The following is a 16,521-nucleotide window of genomic DNA, read 5'->3' as shown; positions in this document are numbered from 1 at the left end:
GCATATCCGCGCCGCCGGCGGGCGGTTCAGCTTCGGTTCCTCCGGCACCGGGCAGTCGCCCCATGTCGCGGCCGAGCTGTTCCGCCACGCCGCGGGGGTGGAGTTCGAGATCGTGCCCTATCGCGGCTCGGCCGGGGCGGTGACGGATCTCATCGCCGGCACCGTGCAGGCGATGTTCGACAGCACGACGACCATTCCGCATGTGCGGCAGGGCCGGCTGCGCGCGCTGGCGGTGGCGACGCCCGAGCGCTCGCCGCTGATGCCCGAGGTGCCGACCATGGCGGAATCCGGCTTCGCCGGCTTCGACATCAGCTCCTGGTATGTCGCGCTCGCCCCGACGGGCACCCCGCCCGAGGCGGTCGCGAAGCTCAACGCGGCGATGGGCGAGGTGCTGGCGCGGCCCGAGGCGGCCGAGCGCTTCGCCGTCTTCAACGCCGTGCCGATGCGGGGCAGCCCCGGCGATGCCGGCGCCTTCCTCGGCCGCCAGCTCGTCTATTGGCGCGAGGTGCTCGCGCGCGCCGGGATCGGAGAAGGAAGGTCATGATGCGCGGGAAGTTCGTCATCGCGGGGGTCGGCCACACCGCCTTCGGCACCCTGCCGGGACGGTCCACCGTCTCGCTGAACGTCGAGGCCTGCCGCCGCGCGCTCGAGGATGCCGGCATCGAGAAGCGGGCGGTGGACGGGGTCTTCGTCAAGACGCCGACCTCGGCGCGCGAGATCCTCTATGGCCAGACCCTGTCCGAGGCGCTCGGCCTGCAGCCGCGCATCGGCATCGCGCTCGACCAGGGCGGAGCCGCCAACATGTCGGGCATCGCCTTCGCCTGCCTCGCGATCGAGGCCGGCATGTGCGAGGTGGCGCTGGTCTGCTACGCCGACAATCCGCGCAGCGGCAGCCGCGCCACCTATGCCCGCCCGCGCGGGGACGACGCCGCCTTCGGCTGGTTCTCGACCGCGGCCGGCTACGCCATGATCCACCGCCGCCACGTCGCCGAGCACGGCACGCCCGAGGCCGCCTTCGGCGCGGTCGCGGTGGCCGCGCGGCGGCATGGCGCAGCCAACCCCAACGCGCAGCTCCGCAAGCCGCTGACGCTCGATGGCTACGTCGCCGCCGCGCCGCTGGTCGCGCCGCTGCGGCGCGACGATTGCGCGCTGATCTCCGACGGCGCCGCCGCGCTGGTGGTGATGTCGGCGCGCCGAGCGCGCGAGCTCGGGGTGAAGGCGGCGGTGCCGATCCTCGGCATGGGGCAGGCGCATACCTCTTGGGAGGTGACGCAGCGCCCCTGCCTGACCAGCACCCGGGCGAAGGATGCGGCGCGCGACGCCTTCGCCATGGCCGGGCTCGGCCCGGCCGACATCCAGGTGGCGCAGATCTACGACTGCTTCACCATCACCGTGCTGATGACGCTCGAGGATTACGGCTTCTGCCCGCCCGGCCAGGCCGAGGGCTTCGTGCGCGAGGGCCGCATCGAGCACGGCGGCGACCTGCCCCTCAACACCGCCGGGGGCCTGCTCTCGGAAACCGGCATGCCGGGGCTGCAGCTGGTGATCGAGGCGGTGCGCCAGGTGCGCGGCACCGCCACGCTCCAGGTGCCCGGCGTGCGCCACGCGCTGGTGAGCAACCAGGGCGGCACCATGCACACCCACGCGACCCTGATCCTCGGAGGCTGACATGACCCTGCCGACACCGGAGGTCACCCCGCTGAACGAAGCCTACTGGGCCGGCCTCGCCGCCGGGGAGCTGCGCTTCCAGCACTGCCCGCATTGCGGCCATCGCTGGCTGCCCGCGCGGCGCGAATGCCCCGCCTGCCTGCGCGAGGGCGCCGCCTGGGAGAAGGCCGCGGGCACGGGGCAGGTGATCAGCTGGGTGGTCTATCACACCGCCTATCACGACGCCTTCCGCGACCGCCTGCCCTACAATGTCGCGATCGTCGAGCTCGACGAGGGGCCGCGGCTGATCACCAACATCCTCGCCCCGCATGAGAGCATCGCCGCGGGGATGCGCGTGCGCCTCGAGGTGCAGTCGGATTTCGGGGTGAACCTGCCGCGCTTCGCCCCGGTGGGGGCCGCGTGAACGGGTGGGCGCCGCTGCCCCGGCGGGCGGCGGCGGCGCTGCTGCTCGGCGCGGCGGCGCGCCCCGCGCGGGCCGAGACCTATCCGGCGCGGCCGATCCGCCTGATCGTGGCCTTCGGGCCGGGCAGCGGCAGCGACGTGCGCGCCAGGCTCTATGCCGACCGCCTGGCCGCCGCCTGGGGCCAGCCGGTAGTGGTGGACAACCGCGGCGGCGGCAGCGGCATCCTCGCCGCCGAGGCGGTGGCGCGCGCGCGGCCCGATGGCTACACGCTGCTGTTCACCTCGAACACCACCCACGCCGCCAATCCGGTGCTGTTCCGCCGCCTGCCCTACGACCCGGTGGCGGATTTCGCGCCGGTGGCGCTGATCGGGCGGACGCCGCTGGTGGTGGTGGTCTCGAACGACCTGCCGGTGCGCGACATGGCCGGGCTGATCGCCCATGCGCGGGCCCATCCCGGCGCGCTGAACTACGCCAGCGGCAACACCTCCTCCCATCTCGCGGCGGAGATGTTCAAGGCCGGGACCGGAGTGTCCATGACCTATGTGAGCTACCGGTCGAACGCGCAGGCGATCCTCGACGTCATCGCCGGCGCGGCGCAGGTGATGTTCAGCGACGCCGTCGTGGCGCTGCCGCAGATCCGCCAGGGCCGCGTCCGCGCGCTCGCGGTCACGGTCGATGCCGCGGTCCCGGCGCTGCCGGGCGTGCCCACGGTCGCCGGGGCGGCGGGCCTTCCCGGCTATGCGGTGGCCTCCTGGAGCGCGATCTTCGCCCCCGCCGGCACGCCGGCGGAGATCGTCGCCCGGCTCAATGCCGAGGTGATCGCGATCGGCCGCGAGCCCGGGCTGCGCGCGCGCATGACCGAGGAAGGCACGATCCCCTCCGAACTGCCGCCCGAGGGCGTGGCCGGCTTCGTCGCGCAGGAGGTGGAGCGCTGGCGCGAGGCCGCCCGCCAGGCCGGGATCGAGCCGCAATGAGCGCGCCGGCCCCCCTTGCCGGATTGCGGGTGGTCGAGCTCGGCCAGGTGCTGGCCGGCCCCTTCGTCGGCGCCATCCTCGCCGATCTCGGCGCCGAGGTGGTCAAGGTGGAGAAGCCGGGCGGCGATGATTCGCGCGGCATGGGCCCGGCCTTCCGCCGCGGCGACAGCCTCACCTTCCACGAGATGAACCGCGGCAAGGCTTCGGTGGTGCTCGACCTGCGCAAGCCCGGCGGCCGCGCGCGGCTGCACGAGCTGCTCGCGCCGGCGGACATACTGGTGCACAACCTGCGCCCTGGCGCGGCGGAGGCGCTCGGCATCGGCCCGGCGGAGACGCTGGCGCGGCATCCGCGCCTGATCTACTGCGCGATCAGCGCCTTCGGCCGCAAGGGGCCGCTCGCCCTGCGGCCGGGCTACGAGCCGCTGCTGCAGGCCTTCGCCGGGCTGTGCATGGTCAGCGGCGAGGAAGGCGCGCCGCCGCAGCGCATCGGCGCCTCGGTGGTCGATTACGGCACGGCGATGTGGACGGTGATCGGCGCCCTGTCGGCGCTGCGCCGGCGCGAGGCGACCGGGCGCGGCGGGGTGGTGGACACCTCGCTGTTCGAGACCGCGCTGGTCTGTACCGGCCAGCGCCTGACGTCCTGGCTGAACGAGGGACGGCTGCTGCCACGCACCGCCACCGGGCATCCCAACATGGTGCCCTACCAGGCGTTCCAGGCGGCCGATGCGCCGCTCATGGTGTGCTGCGGCAATGACCGGCTGTTCGTCGCCTTCGCCGCGGTGCTCGGCCGGCCGGACTGGGCGGAGGATGCGCGCTTCGCGACCAACCGCCGCCGGCTCGAGAACCGCGAGGCGCTGCTGGGCGAGATCGCCGCCGTGCTGGCGACGCGCTCGCGCGCGGCCTGGCTTGAGCGGCTGGAGCGGGCGGGCGTGCCCTGCGGGCCGATCAACACCATCCCCGAGGTGGCGCGCGAGCCGCAGACCGAGGCGGTCGGCCTGCTGCTGCCGGTGCCCGGGGAGGATTACCGCCTGCTCGGCCTACCGGTGTCCTTCGACGGCGAAAGGCCGGCGATCCGCGCGGCGGCGCCCGCGCTGCCCGGCGCCGCGCCGGACCGGGCCGCGGGAATGGGAGGAACCAAGACATGACAAGCATCGCACGGCGCCGGCTGGCCGCGGCGCTGGCCGGATTGCCGGCCGCCTTGCCGGCGCGCGCGCAGGAACGCTACCCCTCGCGCCCGATCCGCGCGCTGGTGCCCTTCACCGCCGGCAGTTCCACCGATCTGCGTGCGCGCTCCTTCGGCCACTACATGTCGCTCGACTGGGGCCAGCCGGTGGTGGTGGAGAACCGCCCCGGCGGCAATGGCGTGATCGCGGCCGAGGCGGTGGCGCGCGCGCGCCCGGACGGCTACACGCTGCTCTACGGCACCAACAGCACCCATGCGGCCAATATCGCGCTGGTGCCCAACCTGCCCTACGACCCGGTGGCGGATTTCGCCCCGGTCACGCTGGTCACCAACTCCTCGCTGATCGTGGTGGTGAACAACGCGCTGCCCGTGCACAGCATGGCCGGGCTGATCGCCTATGCCCGCGCCCATCCCGGGCGGATCAACTACGCCGTCGGCAACACCGGCAGCATGGCCGGCGGCGCCATGCTCAAGGCCCTGGCCGGGCTCGAGATGACGCAGGTCTCCTATCGCTCGACGCCGCAGGGTGTGACGGCGCTGCTCGCCGGCGACGTCCAGCTCATGGTGGTGGATGGCGGGCAGGTGCTGGCCCATGCGCGGGAGGGACGCCTGCGCGCCCTGGCCACCACGGGAACCGAGCCGCATCCCGGCCTGCCCGAACTGCCGCTGGTCTCGTCCCTGCCGGGAATGGAGGGCTACGCCGTGTTTTCCTGGATCGGCCTGTTCGCCCCGGCCGGCACGCCGCGGCCGGTGATCCTGCAGCTCAACGCCAAGATGCGCGAGATCGCCGGCCGGCCGGACATGCAGGCGCAGATCGCTGCCGAGGGCAGCAGCTATCGCGTCGGCTCGCCCGAGGATCTGGCCGCCTTCGTGCGCCGCGAGATCGAGGACTGGCGCCGCCTGGTGCGCGAAGGCCAGTTGCGCGCGGGCTGACCCCGCACCGGGGGCACGGCGCGCCTGCCGATGCCGGTCTCGCCCGGGACCGCCGCCGCCGTCGGGCGGGGGGATGCCGGCGGCGCCAGGCGTCTTTCCCTCGCGCTCCGCGCGACGGTAGCGTCGAGCAAAAGTAAACAGGGAGGTCCAAGATGAACACCATGACCCGCCGCGCCGCCATCGCCGCGCTGCCCATCCTCGCCGCGCCGGCCGTGCTCCGCGCCCAGGCCCCCTGGCCCGGCCGCCCGATCCGCCTGGTCGTCCCGTTCCTCGCCGGCGGGGCCACCGACGTGACGGCGCGCATGCTGGCCGAAAGGCTGAGCGTCACCCTCGGCCAGCCCGTGGTGGTGGAGAACCGCGCCGGGGCCGGCGGCAACATCGGCGCCGAATACGTCGCCAGGTCGGAACCTGACGGATACACGGTGCTGATGGCCACCATCGGCACCGCGGCGATCAACCCCTATCTCTATGCCCGGATGCCCTTCCGGCCGGACGAGCTCGCCGCCGTCGCGCTGGTCAACCAGGTCGCGAACGGCGTCTTCGTCAATGCGGAGGTGCCCGAGGCCAATTTCGCCGAACTGCTCGCCCTGGCCAGGCGTCGGCCCGGGGAGCTGAACTGCGGCGTGCCCGGCAACGGCACCTCCGGGCACATCTCGTGCGAATACCTCAAGACCCGCGCCGGCATCGACCTCCAGATCGTGACCTTCCGCGGCACCGGCGGGGTGATCCCCGAACTGCTCTCCGGGCGCGTGCATGTCGCGGTGGACAACCTGCCATCCTACCTGCCGCATGTGACCGCGGGACGGTTGCGGCTGCTCGCCGTGACCTCGGCTAATCGCTGGTTCTCGCTGCCCGATACGCCGACGGTGGCCGAGAGCGGCATCCCCGACTTCGAGGCGGTCGCCTGGTTCGCGACCCAGGTGCCGGCGCGCACGCCCCGGCCGGTGGTCGAGCGCCTGGCCGGCGCGATCCTCGAGGCGCTGGCCGAGCGCGGCGTGCAGGCGAAGCTGCGCGAGATCGGCACCGAGCCCCGGCCGATGGGCCCGGCCGAGTTCGATCGCTTCATCGCCGCCGAGAACGCGAAATGGGCCGAGGTGGTGCGCCGGTCGGGAGCGCGGCTCGACGGGTAGGACCGGGCCCCTTGCGAGTCCGCTTGCGACGATGCGCGGGCGCGGCGGCAGCACGGTTCATCGTCGGGTGAACGCCCTGCGTGCGCCAAGCCCTCGAGCGTTGGCTGCACGGCGCCCACGCCCAGCTCCGGCGCCTACCGGTGCTGCCGGTGCCGCCGCCGGGCGGAGCCGAGGCAGGGGCCGCCGCCACCCTGACCCTCCGCGACTAGGCCTTCCCGCGCAGCGCGCCCGAGCGAGCGGCCGGCGCCGAGAGCCGCGCGCGATGGCAGGCGCCCTACGAGGAAGTGCGTCGCCGGCATCTGGCGGGCGGGACGCTGCTCGGCATCTCGCGCGCGATGGGCCTGGCGCTCGGAACCGTGCGCAAGTACGCCCGCGCGGAGAGCTTCCCGGCGCGGATGGCGCACGGCCCGGGGTCGAGCATCCTCGATCCCCATCTCCCCTACCTCGGGGCACGCGTGGCCGAGGACTGCGAGAACGCAATGGCCCTCTGGCGCGAGTTTGGCGAGCGCGGCTTCCTCGGCGGCAGCCGGCAGGTCCACCGCTGGCTGGCTGAGCGGCGGGCGGCGCCGGCCAAAACCGGGCGACGCGCGCGGCGCATCCGGGGACCGGGCGACGCGCCACCCTCCGCGGCGCGCCGCAGGGTGCCAGCCCTGCTGACGGCGCCCCAGCTTGCATGGACACGCCGCATATGGCTAGGCTAAGCGTGGCCGCCGCCGGTGTCGTTGATGGACGTCAATCTCTCAGCCGGAGGGCGCACAAAATGGCGCTTGCGGCCACGGTCGTGCGCCTCCCGTCGCCCCGCCTTGAACCGCCGCTTACGGCACCCGCCGCTTCACCACCTGCACCGCCAGTGGCGCCACGGCGAGACCCACCGTCGACGCGCTGACGTTGCGGGCCGTGATGCGCACGGTGCTGTTGGACCACACGTGGCAATCCAGCACGAAGGCGATGCTGCTGATGTCGAGCGACGCGTCGGCGAAGTCGCCCCGCTGTGCACCGGGCACCGTGACGTCAACGTTCGCCGTCGCGCCAGGACCGAGGCTCGGAAGGTCCCAGATCGTCTCCAGCGCCAGCGTCCGTGTCGCGGCCGGCAGCGAGGGGCAGCGGTAGAGGATCGCTGGCGCATCCTCTGGCAGGGCGTAGAGCCGCAGCGCCTCAAGCTCGAACCGCCCGTCGAAGCCGATGACGCCGATCAGCGCGACCGGGGAAACCGTCCGATGAAGCTGCTTGCGACTTCGTGGTGATGCGAAAGCCTGCCTCTCCACGCTATGCTACTACTCCGATCTCTTGCTTGTTGAACCTGCCCTGACCTGCCGCTCTCTAATCGTCCCCGCCCGCTGCGGCGCCTCCGCCGCGGCGCCGCCACGGGGACCGCATGTCGCTGCATCCGCTCAAGGCCGAGACGACCGCACGTGGCGCGCGGATGCTGCGCACGGCCTTCGGCCCCGGCATCGCGGCATGGCTCGAAGACCCCGCCGTCGTCGAGGTGATGCTGAACCCTGACGGTAGGCTCTGGATCGACCGCCTCGCTGAGGGCCTCGCCGATACCGGTCGCTGTCTCTCCTTCTCCGACGGCGAGCGTATCATCCGCCTCGTCGCGCATCATATCGGCGCGGAGGTGCATGCCGATCGTCCCTGCGTCTCGGCGGAGCTGCCCGAGACCGGTGAGCGCTTCGAGGGCCTGCTGCCGCCGGTCGTCGCCGCTCCTGCGTTCGCGATCCGCAAACCCGCCGTCGCGGTCTTTACGCTGGAGGATTACCTCGCCGCCGGCATCATGACGGCAGCCCAGGCCGCCGCATTGCGCACTGCTGTCGCGGAGCGCCGCAACATCCTGGTCGCCGGCGGCACCTCCACCGGCAAGACCACGCTGACGAACGCCCTGCTCGCCGAGGTCGCCCGCGAGGGCGGCCGCGTCGTGCTGATCGAGGACACCCGCGAGCTCCAATGCCGCGCGCCGAACCTGGTCGCGCTGCGCACCAAGGACGGCGTCGTCTCGCTCTCCGAGCTGGTCCGGCGTGCGCTCCGCCTGCGCCCCGACCGAATCCCCATCGGCGAGGTGCGCGGCGCCGAGGCGCTCGACCTCCTCAAAGCGTGGGGCACTGGCCATCCCGGCGGCATCGGCACCATTCACGCTGGCTCCGCGCTCGGCGCGCTGCGCCGCCTCGAGCAGCTGATCCAGGAAGCCGTCGTCACGGTCCCGCGCGCCCTGATCGCCGAGACCATCGACGTCATCGCTGTGCTCGCCGGCCGCGGCGCCGATCGCCGCCTTGCCGAGCTCGCCCACGTGCGCGGTCTCACCGCCACGGGCGACTACGACCTCACCCCAGCAGGAGACACCCCATGACGTCCACGCTGCGCGCGCGCCTCGCCGGTGCGGCCGCCTTCGCGCTCTGCCTCGCGCTCGCCGCGCCCGCACATGCCGCCGGCTCCAACATGCCCTGGGAGCAGCCGCTGCAGCAGGTGCTGGAGTCCATCGAGGGGCCGGTCGCCAAAATCATCGCGGTGATCATCATCATCGTCACCGGCCTGACGCTCGCCTTCGGGGACACGTCGGGCGGGTTCCGCCGCCTGGTGCAGATCGTCTTCGGGATCTCGATCGCCTTCGCGGCGTCGAGCTTCTTCCTGTCCTTCTTCCAGTTCGGCGGCGGGGCGCTGATCTGATGGCCGCGCCGGCCGATCCGGTGCCGGGCTTCTCGGCACCGGTGCACCGCGCGCCGATCGAGCCGATCCTGCTCGCCGGAGCGCCGCGCGCGGTCGCCATCGCCAACGGCACGCTCGCCGCGGCGATCGGCCTCGGGCTGCGGCTCTGGGTCGCCGGCGTGCTGATCTGGCTGGTCGGCCACCTCGCCGCCGTCTGGGCGGCGCGACGGGATGCGCAGTTCGTCGAGGTCGTGCGCCGGCATCTGCGCTACCCGGCCTGGCTGCGCGTGTGAGGCGGCGATGCTGAACCTCGCCGAGTACCGTCGGAAGCCCCAGACCGTCGCCGACTTCCTGCCATGGGCCGCGCTGGTAGCGCCCGGTGTGGTGCTAAACAAGGACGGCTCCCTCCAGCGCAGCGCGCGCTTCCGGGGTCCGGACCTGGACAGCGCCACGCCGGCCGAGCTCGCGGCGACGGCAGCGCGGCTGAACGGCGCGCTGCGGCGCCTCGGCTCGGGCTGGGCCGTCTTCGCGGAGGCGCAGCGGGTGCCGGCCCGCGGCTACCCTGCCAGCACCTTCCCAGACCCTGTCTCGGCCCTGGTCGACGCCGAGCGCCGCGCCCAGTTCGAGGAGGCCGGCGCGCATTTCGAGAGCAGCTACGTCTTCACCTTCGCCTGGTTGCCGCCGGCCGATGACGCCGCGCGTGCCGAGGGATGGCTCTACGAGGGCACGCAGGGCGCCGACGCCGCGACCGGCCGCGAGGCGCTGCGCAGCTTCATCGACCGTACCGACCGCGTGCTTGACCAGATCCAGGCCTTCGTGCCGGAGGCGCGCTGGCTCGACGATGCCGAGACGCTGACCTTCCTGCACTCCACAGTCTCCACCCGTCGTCACCTGGTCCGCGTCCCCGAGACGCCGATGCATCTCGACGCGCTGCTGGCCGACCAGCCGCTGATGGGGGGCCTCGCGCCCCGTCTCGGTGACGCGCATCTGCGCGTGCTCACCATCATCGGCTTTCCGAGCGCCACCTTCCCGGGGATTCTCGACGAGCTGAACGCGCTCGCCTTCGAGTACCGCTGGTGCACCCGCGCCATCTGCCTCGACCGCACCGACGCGCAGAAGCTGCTCACCCGCATCCGCCGCCAGTGGTTCGCCAAGCGCAAATCGATCGCAGCGATCCTCAAGGAGGTGATGACCAACGAGCAGAGCGTCCTGCTCGACAGCGATGCCGCCAACAAGGCCACCGATGCCGACGAGGCGCTACAGGAACTCGGCCAGGACATCGCCGGCTGGGCCTATGTCACGGCGACCGTCACCGTCTGGGACGAGGACCCCCGAGCGGCCGACGACAAGCTCCGCCTCGTCGAGAAGGTCATCCAGTCCCGCGACTTCACGGTCATCCGCGAGGGGGTGAACGCCGTCGAGGCCTGGCTCGGGAGCCTGCCCGGACACCTCTACGCCAATGTCCGCCAGCCGCCGATCTCGACGCTGAACCTCGCCCACATCGTGCCGATCTCGGCGGTCTGGGCCGGGCCGGAGCGGAACGAGCATCTCGGCGGCCCGCCGCTCTTCCACGCACGGACGGAGGGGGCGACGCCCTTCCGCTTCTCGCTGCATGTGGGCGATGTCGGGCACACGCTGGTCATCGGCCCGACCGGCGCGGGCAAGTCGGTGCTGCTGGCGCTGATCGCGCTGCAATTCCGCCGCTACACGGACGCGCAGGTCTTCGCCTTCGACTTCGGCGGCTCGATCGGCGCCGCCGCGATCGCCATGGGCGGAGACTGGCACGACCTCGGCGGCGCGCTGGCGGGCGAAATGTCCGAGCCGGTCGCGCTGCAACCGCTAGCGCGCATAGACGCGCCGGAGGAACGCGCCTGGGCCGCCGAGTGGATCGCCGGCCTGCTCGCCCGAGAGGGCGTCGCGATCGATCCGGCGGTCAAGGACCACCTGTGGTCGGCGCTGACCAGCCTCGCCTCCGCGCCCGCCCACGAGCGCACCCTAACCGGTCTCGCCGTGCTGCTGCAGTCCCAGGGGCTCAAGCGCGCGCTGGAGCCCTACACCCTCGCCGGCCCGTGGGGCCGGCTGCTCGACGCCGAGGCGGAGCGGCTGGGCGAGGCCGAGGTGCAGGCCTTCGAGACCGAGGGGCTGATCGGCACCGCCGCTGCCCCCGCCGTGCTGGCGTACCTCTTCCACGCCATCGGCCGGCGCCTCGATGGTCGGCCAACGCTGATCATCGTGGATGAGGGCTGGTTGGCGCTCGATGACGCCACCTTCGGTGCGCAGCTGCGCGAATGGCTCAAGACGCTCCGCAAGAAGAACGCTTCGGTGGTCTTCGCGACCCAGTCCCTGGCCGACGTCAACGGCTCCACCATCGCGCCGGCGATCATCGAGAGCTGCCCGACCAGAATCTTCCTGCCGAATGAGCGCGCGCTCGAGCCGCAGATCGCCGCGATGTACGCGCGCTTCGGGCTGAATGACCGACAGACAGAAATCCTCGCCCGCGGGACGCCCAAGCGCGACTACTACTGCCAGTCCCGCCGCGGCAACCGGCTCTTCGAGCTGGGGCTGTCGGATGTCGCGCTCTCCTTCTGCGCGGCTTCCTCCAAGACCGACCAGGCCGCCATCGCCGAGATCCTCGCCGCGCATGGCCGCGCCGGCTTCGCGCGCGCCTGGCTGCTGCGCCGAGGCCTCGACTGGGCCGCCGAGCTCCTGCCCGACCCCTCGGAGAACACCCCATGATGATCCACCGCCCGCTCCGCGCCGCGCTGGTCGGCGCGGCCCTCGTCACGCTGCCGCTCCCCGTCACGGTCACGCCCGCCCAGGCGCAGTGGACGGTCTTCGATCCGTGGAACTACGCGCAGAACATCCTCTCCGCCGCCCGCGCGCTGGACCAGATCAACAACCAGATCGCCTCGCTCCAGAACGAGGCGCAGATGCTGATCAATCAGGCTCGCAACCTCGCGAGCCTGCCCTACTCCTCGCTCATGCGGCTGCAGCAGTCCTTCGCGCGCACGCAGCAGCTGATCGCCCGCGCCCAGCGCCTGGCCTACGAGGTCACCGACATCGAGCGCGCCTTCACACAGGGCTACGGCAGCGCCGCCTCGCTCGGCTCCAGCCAGCAGATGTTCGCCAACGCGCGCGAGCGCTGGCAGACCTCGGTCGCCGGCTTCCAGGACGCGCTGATGACCCAGGCCACGGTGGTCGGCAACCTGACCGGCACCCGCGCCGAGATCGAGGCGCTGATCGGCCAGAGCCAGGGCGCGACCGGAGCGCTCCAGGCGGCGCAGGCGGGGAACCAGCTGCTCGCCCTCCAGTCCCAGCAGATCGCCGACCTCACCGCGCTCCTCGCCGCGCAGGGCCGCGCCCAGGCGCTCGAGGCGGCGCGCGTCGCCAGCGGCGAGGAGCAGGCGCGCGAGCAGCTGGAGCGGTTCCTGGCACCCGGCGCCGGCTATCAGCCCGGCTCCGCCCGCATGTTCCATGGTCCCTGAGGCGTGGTCGTGGCGCCGCATCCCCGCACATCTCGGGACGTGCCATGAACGGCACCGGCGTCATCGACCGCTTCCTCGACGTCTTCACCCGCTACATCGACAGCGGCTTCGGGCTGCTCGGCGGCGAGGTGGCCTTCCTCGCCGCGACGCTCATCGTCATCGACATCACCCTCGCCGCGCTCTTCTGGGCCTGGGGTGCGGACGACGACATCATCGCCCGCCTGATCAAGAAGACCCTCTTCGTGGGCGTCTTCGCCTGGATCATCGGCAACTGGAACTTTCTCGCCCAGGTCATCTTCGACAGCTTCGCCGGCCTCGGCCTGGTCGCCTCGGGCTCGACCATCACGGCGCAGCAACTGCTCCAGCCGGGCCGGGTTGCGCAGGTCGGTCTCGATGCTGGGCGGCCGCTGCTCCAGGCCGTCTCAGGGCTGATGGGCTACATCTCGTTCTTCACGAACTTCGTCCAGATCGCGATCCTGATGTTCGCCTGGGCGGTCGTGCTGCTGTCCTTCTTCATCCTGGCCATCCAGCTTTTCGTGACGCTGATCGAGTTCAAGCTCACCACGCTCGCGGGCTTCGTGCTGGTGCCCTTCGGGCTGTTCGGCAAGACTGCCTTCCTCGCCGAGCGCGTGCTCGGCAACGTCGTCTCCTCCGGCGTGAAGGTCCTCGTGCTGGCCGTCATCGTCGGCATCGGCTCGACGCTGTTCGCGCAGTTCACCGCCGGGTTCGGCGCCAACCAGCCGACCATCGACGAGGCGATGTCCATCGTGCTCGCGGCGCTGGCGCTGCTCGCACTCGGGATCTTCGGGCCAGGCATCGCCAACGGGCTGATCTCGGGCGGGCCGCAGCTCGGCGCGGGCGCGGCGGTCGGCACCGGGCTCGCGGCGGGCGGAGCCATGGTGGCCGGCGCCGCGGCTGTGCGCACCGGCGCGGCCGCGGTCGGTGCAGCAGGCTCGGCCATCGGCGCCGGCGCGCGGGGCTCCGCCTATGCGCTCGGCGCAAGCAGCACCGCCTACCGCAGCGGGGGCGCTTCGGGCGTGGCGATCGCCGCGGGCTCGGGCGCCATGAGCCCGCTACGCAGCGCCGCCGGCAGCCTTCGCGCCAGCCACGCCGCCGGCAGCGCGGCCGTCTCCGGCGGCGCCTCGCCGCCCTCGGACCCGCCACCGTCCTCCGGCGCTCCCGCCTGGGCCCGCCGCATGCGCCGCGGCCAGGCGCTGAGCCACGGCGTCACCACGCTCGGCCACGCCATCCGCTCCGGCGATGGCGGCGGCGCCGGCTCCTCCATCCGCCTTTCGGAGGATCGCTGATGTTCCGCCGTCCCTCCGTCCGCTACGGCCGCACGCCGGAACCCGAGACACCCTACCAGCGCGCCGCCCAGGCCTGGGACGAGCGCATCGGCTCCGCCCGCGTCCAGGCCCGCAACTGGCGGCTCATGGCGCTCGGCGAACTCGCGCTGATTGCCGGCCTTGCCGCCGCACTGATCTGGCAATCCGCCCGTGGCACGATCGTGCCCTGGGTCGTGCAGGTCGACCGGCTCGGCGAGGCGCAGGCCGTCGCGCCGGCCATCGCAAACTTCCGGCCGACCGACCCGCAGATCGCCTGGCACCTCGCGCGCTTCATCGAGCAGGTGCGCGGCATCGCCGCCGACCCGATCATCGTCCGGCAGAACTGGCTGCGCGCCTACGACTTCGCGACCGACCGCGGCGCGCTGGCGCTGAACGACTTCGCGCGCGCGAGCGATCCCTTCCGCCGCGTTGGCCGCCAGCAGGTCGCCGTCGAGGTCTCGAGCGTCATCCGCGCCTCCGACGACAGTTTTCGGGTCGCCTGGATAGAGCGCACCTACGAGAACGGCCAGCTAGCCCGCACCGAGCGCTGGACCGCGATCCTGACCATCGCGGTCCAGCCTGCGCGCGATGCCGAGCGGCTGCGCAAGAACCCCCTCGGCATCTTCGTCCACGCCATCAACTGGTCGCGGGAGCTCGGGCAATGAGGCACGCACACCCCACTCTGGCGCTTGTCCTGCTCGGCCTCGGCGCCTGCGCCTTCCGCCCGCCCGAGATCAGCTACGACGACGAGCCGATCCAGGCGACGCAGATCCCGGAACCGCCGCGGCCCGTCGAGATCGTCGAGGTGCCGACGCCGCTGCCGCTGCCGGGCCAGCTTCAGCGCATCCCGCCCTCGCGCCGCACGCCCGAGCCGCCCGATCCCACGCTGCGCGTCAACCAGGCCAACGCCGCCGCGCGGGTGCAGCCCGTGCGCGCCGGGTTCATCAACGCGGTGCAGGTCTACCCCTTCACGCCCGGCGCGCTCTATCAGGTCTACACCGCCCCCGGTCAGGTCACTGCCATCATGCTGCAGGAGGGCGAGACGCTGGTCGGCAACGGTCCCGTCGCCGCCGGCGACACGGTGCGCTGGATCATCGGCGACACCGAGAGCGGCACAGGCCCCACGCGCCGCGTGCACATCATCGTCAAGCCCACGCGGCCGGACCTGACCACCAACCTGATCATCAACACCGATCGCCGCACCTACCTGCTCGAGCTGCGCTCCACCGAGCGCACCTACATGGCCTCCGTGTCCTGGCAGTATCCGCAGGACGCGCTGATCGCGCTGCGCCGGCAGATCGCCACGGCCCCCGTCGAGCAGGGTCTCGATCTCGCGCGGCTGCGCTTCCGCTACGACATCGAGGGCGACAGCCCGGCCTGGCGGCCGCTGCGCGCCTTCGACGACGGGCGGCAGGTCTTCATCGAGTTCCCGCGCGGCATCGGTCAGGGCGAGATGCCGCCGCTCTTCGTCATCGGGCCGGAGGGCGAGGGGCAGCTCGTCAACTACCGCGTCCGGCAGAATTTTGTGATCGTCGACCGGCTCTTCGCGGCGGCCGAGCTGCGCCTCGGCGACAGGCAGCAGCGCGTGCGCATCGTGCGCACCGATGGCCGCGCGAGATGAGTGGCGCGGCGCCGGAACGGGGCGGGAGCGAGCGCGACATCGCCGCTGCGCTCCGCCTGCGCCCCGACCCACCGCGCGTGGTGCGGCTCTCTCGGCGGGTGCTGATCGGCCTTGGCGTCGCGGCCGGGCTTGGCATCGGGACGGCGCTGATCGTGGCCCTCCAGGGCCGGAGCAGCGGCGAGGGGCCGCGCGAGCTCTACAGCACCGACCGGAACCCGCAGGCCGACGGCCTGGCCGGCCTGCCGCGCGACTATGCTGGCATCCCACAGCTGGGGCCGCCGCTTCCGGGCGATCTTGGGCGTCCGATCGTGCGCGCGCAGGAGCGTGGCCAACCGGTCGTGCCGCCGGCGGTGACCACGACCGCTGATCCGGCCGAACAGCGGCGGATGCAGGAGATCGAAGCGGCGCGCACCAGCAGGCTCTTCGTGCAGGTGGAGGCACGGGGGGAACCCCGCGCCGGTGCGCCCACCGCGCAACCAGCAGCAGACCTTGCGGCCATGCCCGCCGGCCCCGACGCCACCGGTCGGCGCCTGGCCTTCCTGGCCGCTCCTGCGGACCGCGGCACGACGTCGCCGGACCGGCTCCAGGCGCCCGCCAGCCCCTTCGTCATCCAGGCCGGCAGCGTCATTCCCGCCGCGCTGCTGACCGGCCTCCGCTCCGACCTGCCGGGGCAGATCACGGCACAGGTCACGGCCAACGTCTTCGACAGCCCGTCCGGACGGCACCTGCTCATCCCGCAGGGCGCGCGCCTGATCGGGGCCTACGACAGCCGCGTCAGCTTCGGGCAGCGGCGCATCCTGCTCGTCTGGAACCGGCTCATCCTGCCCAACGGACGCTCCATCGTGCTGGAGCGCATGCCCGGTGCCGACGAGGCCGGCTATGCCGGGCTCGAGGACGGCGTGGACTACCACTGGGGGCGGCTCTTCCTGGCCGCGGGCCTGGCAACGCTGCTGAACTTCGGCCTCGAACTCGGCCGCGACGACGAAAGCGACATCGCGCGCGCGATTCGTGAAAGCGGCCAGGACACCGTCGGCCGTGCGGGCGAGGAGATCGTCCGACGGCAGCTCTCCGTCCCGCCGACGCTGACTGTGCGCCCTGGCTTTCCGGTGCGCGTCATCGTTCACCGTGACCTCGTACTCGAGCCCTACGGAGGCTGACC

The 16,521-nt window shown here is 72.6% G+C and carries 19 protein-coding genes; 18 read left to right on the top strand and 1 reads right to left on the bottom strand.

Annotated elements, in window-relative coordinates; genetic code table 11:
* The 9 genes from QWZ14_RS00925 to QWZ14_RS00885 all read left to right on the top strand — a co-directional run.
* Positions 1-544, top strand: a 544-nt coding sequence (locus QWZ14_RS00925) for a Bug family tripartite tricarboxylate transporter substrate binding protein (protein ID WP_290314668.1), incomplete at its 5' end; no start/stop codon positions are given.
* A complete protein-coding gene (locus tag QWZ14_RS00920) occupies positions 541-1,668 on the top strand; it encodes a thiolase family protein (protein WP_290314667.1) in 1,128 nt (375 codons plus the stop codon). The genes QWZ14_RS00925 and QWZ14_RS00920, both read left to right, overlap by 4 nt.
* Before the next feature lies 1 nt (position 1,669).
* Positions 1,670-2,071 (top strand): Zn-ribbon domain-containing OB-fold protein, encoded by a 402-nt coding sequence (locus QWZ14_RS00915; RefSeq protein WP_290314666.1) that lies wholly within the window; start codon positions 1,670-1,672, stop codon positions 2,069-2,071.
* Complete coding sequence (locus tag QWZ14_RS00910) at positions 2,068-3,045, top strand: Bug family tripartite tricarboxylate transporter substrate binding protein (protein ID WP_290314665.1); 978 nt, start codon at positions 2,068-2,070, stop codon at positions 3,043-3,045. Before QWZ14_RS00915 ends, QWZ14_RS00910 begins: the two co-directional genes overlap by 4 nt.
* On the top strand, positions 3,042-4,190 hold the full coding sequence (locus tag QWZ14_RS00905; protein ID WP_290314663.1) for a CaiB/BaiF CoA transferase family protein: 1,149 nt from the start codon (positions 3,042-3,044) through the stop codon (positions 4,188-4,190). Before QWZ14_RS00910 ends, QWZ14_RS00905 begins: the two co-directional genes overlap by 4 nt.
* A complete protein-coding gene (locus tag QWZ14_RS00900) occupies positions 4,187-5,161 on the top strand; it encodes a Bug family tripartite tricarboxylate transporter substrate binding protein (RefSeq protein WP_290314662.1) in 975 nt (324 codons plus the stop codon). Before QWZ14_RS00905 ends, QWZ14_RS00900 begins: the two co-directional genes overlap by 4 nt.
* Positions 5,162-5,313: 152 nt before the next feature.
* Positions 5,314-6,291 carry a Bug family tripartite tricarboxylate transporter substrate binding protein gene (locus QWZ14_RS00895; protein ID WP_290314660.1) on the top strand — a complete coding sequence of 326 codons (978 nt, stop codon included), beginning with the start codon at positions 5,314-5,316 and terminating at the stop codon, positions 6,289-6,291.
* Between the two features lie 80 nt (positions 6,292-6,371).
* Positions 6,372-6,500, top strand: a complete 129-nt coding sequence (locus QWZ14_RS00890; RefSeq protein ID WP_290314658.1) for a hypothetical protein — start codon at positions 6,372-6,374, stop codon at positions 6,498-6,500.
* A gap of 75 nt (positions 6,501-6,575) precedes the next feature.
* On the top strand, positions 6,576-6,992 hold the full coding sequence (locus QWZ14_RS00885; RefSeq protein ID WP_290314657.1) for a hypothetical protein: 417 nt from the start codon (positions 6,576-6,578) through the stop codon (positions 6,990-6,992).
* Between the two features lie 114 nt (positions 6,993-7,106).
* Here QWZ14_RS00885 and QWZ14_RS00880 read toward each other — a convergent pair whose 3' ends face one another.
* Entirely contained in the window at positions 7,107-7,556 is a 450-nt protein-coding gene (locus QWZ14_RS00880; protein WP_211847694.1) for a hypothetical protein, read from the bottom strand.
* A gap of 110 nt (positions 7,557-7,666) precedes the next feature.
* Between QWZ14_RS00880 and trbB the strand changes: the two genes are divergently transcribed.
* The 9 genes from trbB to QWZ14_RS00835 are packed head-to-tail and all read left to right on the top strand — an operon-like array spanning position 7,667 to position 16,519.
* On the top strand, positions 7,667-8,635 hold the full coding sequence (gene trbB / locus QWZ14_RS00875; RefSeq protein ID WP_290314655.1) for a P-type conjugative transfer ATPase TrbB: 969 nt from the start codon (positions 7,667-7,669) through the stop codon (positions 8,633-8,635).
* Positions 8,632-8,952: a TrbC/VirB2 family protein gene (locus tag QWZ14_RS00870; RefSeq protein ID WP_290314654.1), complete on the top strand. Its 321-nt coding sequence runs from the start codon at positions 8,632-8,634 to the stop codon at positions 8,950-8,952. Before trbB ends, QWZ14_RS00870 begins: the two co-directional genes overlap by 4 nt.
* A complete protein-coding gene (locus tag QWZ14_RS00865; RefSeq protein WP_290314653.1) occupies positions 8,952-9,224 on the top strand; it encodes a VirB3 family type IV secretion system protein in 273 nt (90 codons plus the stop codon). The genes QWZ14_RS00870 and QWZ14_RS00865 overlap by 1 nt, the downstream gene beginning before the upstream one ends.
* A 7-nt stretch (positions 9,225-9,231) precedes the next feature.
* The gene (gene trbE, locus QWZ14_RS00860; protein WP_290314652.1) at positions 9,232-11,667 is read left to right on the top strand and encodes a conjugal transfer protein TrbE; all 2,436 of its coding nucleotides are present in this window, start codon (positions 9,232-9,234) and stop codon (positions 11,665-11,667) included.
* Complete coding sequence (trbJ, locus tag QWZ14_RS00855; protein WP_290314670.1) at positions 11,667-12,416, top strand: P-type conjugative transfer protein TrbJ; 750 nt, start codon at positions 11,667-11,669, stop codon at positions 12,414-12,416. Before trbE ends, trbJ begins: the two co-directional genes overlap by 1 nt.
* A 44-nt stretch (positions 12,417-12,460) precedes the next feature.
* On the top strand, positions 12,461-13,723 hold the full coding sequence (gene trbL / locus QWZ14_RS00850; protein ID WP_290314651.1) for a P-type conjugative transfer protein TrbL: 1,263 nt from the start codon (positions 12,461-12,463) through the stop codon (positions 13,721-13,723).
* Positions 13,723-14,406 (top strand): conjugal transfer protein TrbF, encoded by a 684-nt coding sequence (trbF, locus tag QWZ14_RS00845; protein ID WP_290314650.1) that lies wholly within the window; start codon positions 13,723-13,725, stop codon positions 14,404-14,406. Before trbL ends, trbF begins: the two co-directional genes overlap by 1 nt.
* Entirely contained in the window at positions 14,403-15,362 is a 960-nt protein-coding gene (trbG, locus tag QWZ14_RS00840) for a P-type conjugative transfer protein TrbG (RefSeq protein ID WP_290314649.1), read from the top strand. Before trbF ends, trbG begins: the two co-directional genes overlap by 4 nt.
* Positions 15,359-16,519 carry a TrbI/VirB10 family protein gene (locus QWZ14_RS00835; protein ID WP_290314648.1) on the top strand — a complete coding sequence of 387 codons (1,161 nt, stop codon included), beginning with the start codon at positions 15,359-15,361 and terminating at the stop codon, positions 16,517-16,519. Before trbG ends, QWZ14_RS00835 begins: the two co-directional genes overlap by 4 nt.
* Positions 16,520-16,521: the final 2 nt, after the last annotated feature.

Origin of the sequence: Paeniroseomonas aquatica (genome assembly GCF_030409335.1) — a bacterium.
GTDB classification, from domain to species: Bacteria; Pseudomonadota; Alphaproteobacteria; order Acetobacterales; family Acetobacteraceae; genus Belnapia; species Belnapia aquatica.
The sequence above is the reverse complement of the archived record's forward strand: the minus strand, read 5'-3'. Positions and strand labels throughout refer to the sequence as shown.

What these genes read in the sequence shown, in the direction of transcription:
- QWZ14_RS00920 (WP_290314667.1), top strand. Translation starts at nt 541, where the DNA reads ATGATGCGCGGGAAGTTCGTCATCGCGGGGGTCGGCCACACCGCCTTC.
- trbB (WP_290314655.1), top strand. Translation starts at nt 7,667, where the DNA reads ATGTCGCTGCATCCGCTCAAGGCCGAGACGACCGCACGTGGCGCGCGG.
- QWZ14_RS00835 (WP_290314648.1), top strand. Translation starts at nt 15,359, where the DNA reads ATGAGTGGCGCGGCGCCGGAACGGGGCGGGAGCGAGCGCGACATCGCC.
- trbJ (WP_290314670.1), top strand. Translation starts at nt 11,667, where the DNA reads ATGATCCACCGCCCGCTCCGCGCCGCGCTGGTCGGCGCGGCCCTCGTC.
- QWZ14_RS00895 (WP_290314660.1), top strand. Translation starts at nt 5,314, where the DNA reads ATGAACACCATGACCCGCCGCGCCGCCATCGCCGCGCTGCCCATCCTC.
- QWZ14_RS00865 (WP_290314653.1), top strand. Translation starts at nt 8,952, where the DNA reads ATGGCCGCGCCGGCCGATCCGGTGCCGGGCTTCTCGGCACCGGTGCAC.
- trbF (WP_290314650.1), top strand. Translation starts at nt 13,723, where the DNA reads ATGTTCCGCCGTCCCTCCGTCCGCTACGGCCGCACGCCGGAACCCGAG.
- QWZ14_RS00915 (WP_290314666.1), top strand. Translation starts at nt 1,670, where the DNA reads ATGACCCTGCCGACACCGGAGGTCACCCCGCTGAACGAAGCCTACTGG.
- trbE (WP_290314652.1), top strand. Translation starts at nt 9,232, where the DNA reads ATGCTGAACCTCGCCGAGTACCGTCGGAAGCCCCAGACCGTCGCCGAC.
- QWZ14_RS00900 (WP_290314662.1), top strand. Translation starts at nt 4,187, where the DNA reads ATGACAAGCATCGCACGGCGCCGGCTGGCCGCGGCGCTGGCCGGATTG.
- QWZ14_RS00905 (WP_290314663.1), top strand. Translation starts at nt 3,042, where the DNA reads ATGAGCGCGCCGGCCCCCCTTGCCGGATTGCGGGTGGTCGAGCTCGGC.
- trbG (WP_290314649.1), top strand. Translation starts at nt 14,403, where the DNA reads ATGAGGCACGCACACCCCACTCTGGCGCTTGTCCTGCTCGGCCTCGGC.
- QWZ14_RS00870 (WP_290314654.1), top strand. Translation starts at nt 8,632, where the DNA reads ATGACGTCCACGCTGCGCGCGCGCCTCGCCGGTGCGGCCGCCTTCGCG.
- trbL (WP_290314651.1), top strand. Translation starts at nt 12,461, where the DNA reads ATGAACGGCACCGGCGTCATCGACCGCTTCCTCGACGTCTTCACCCGC.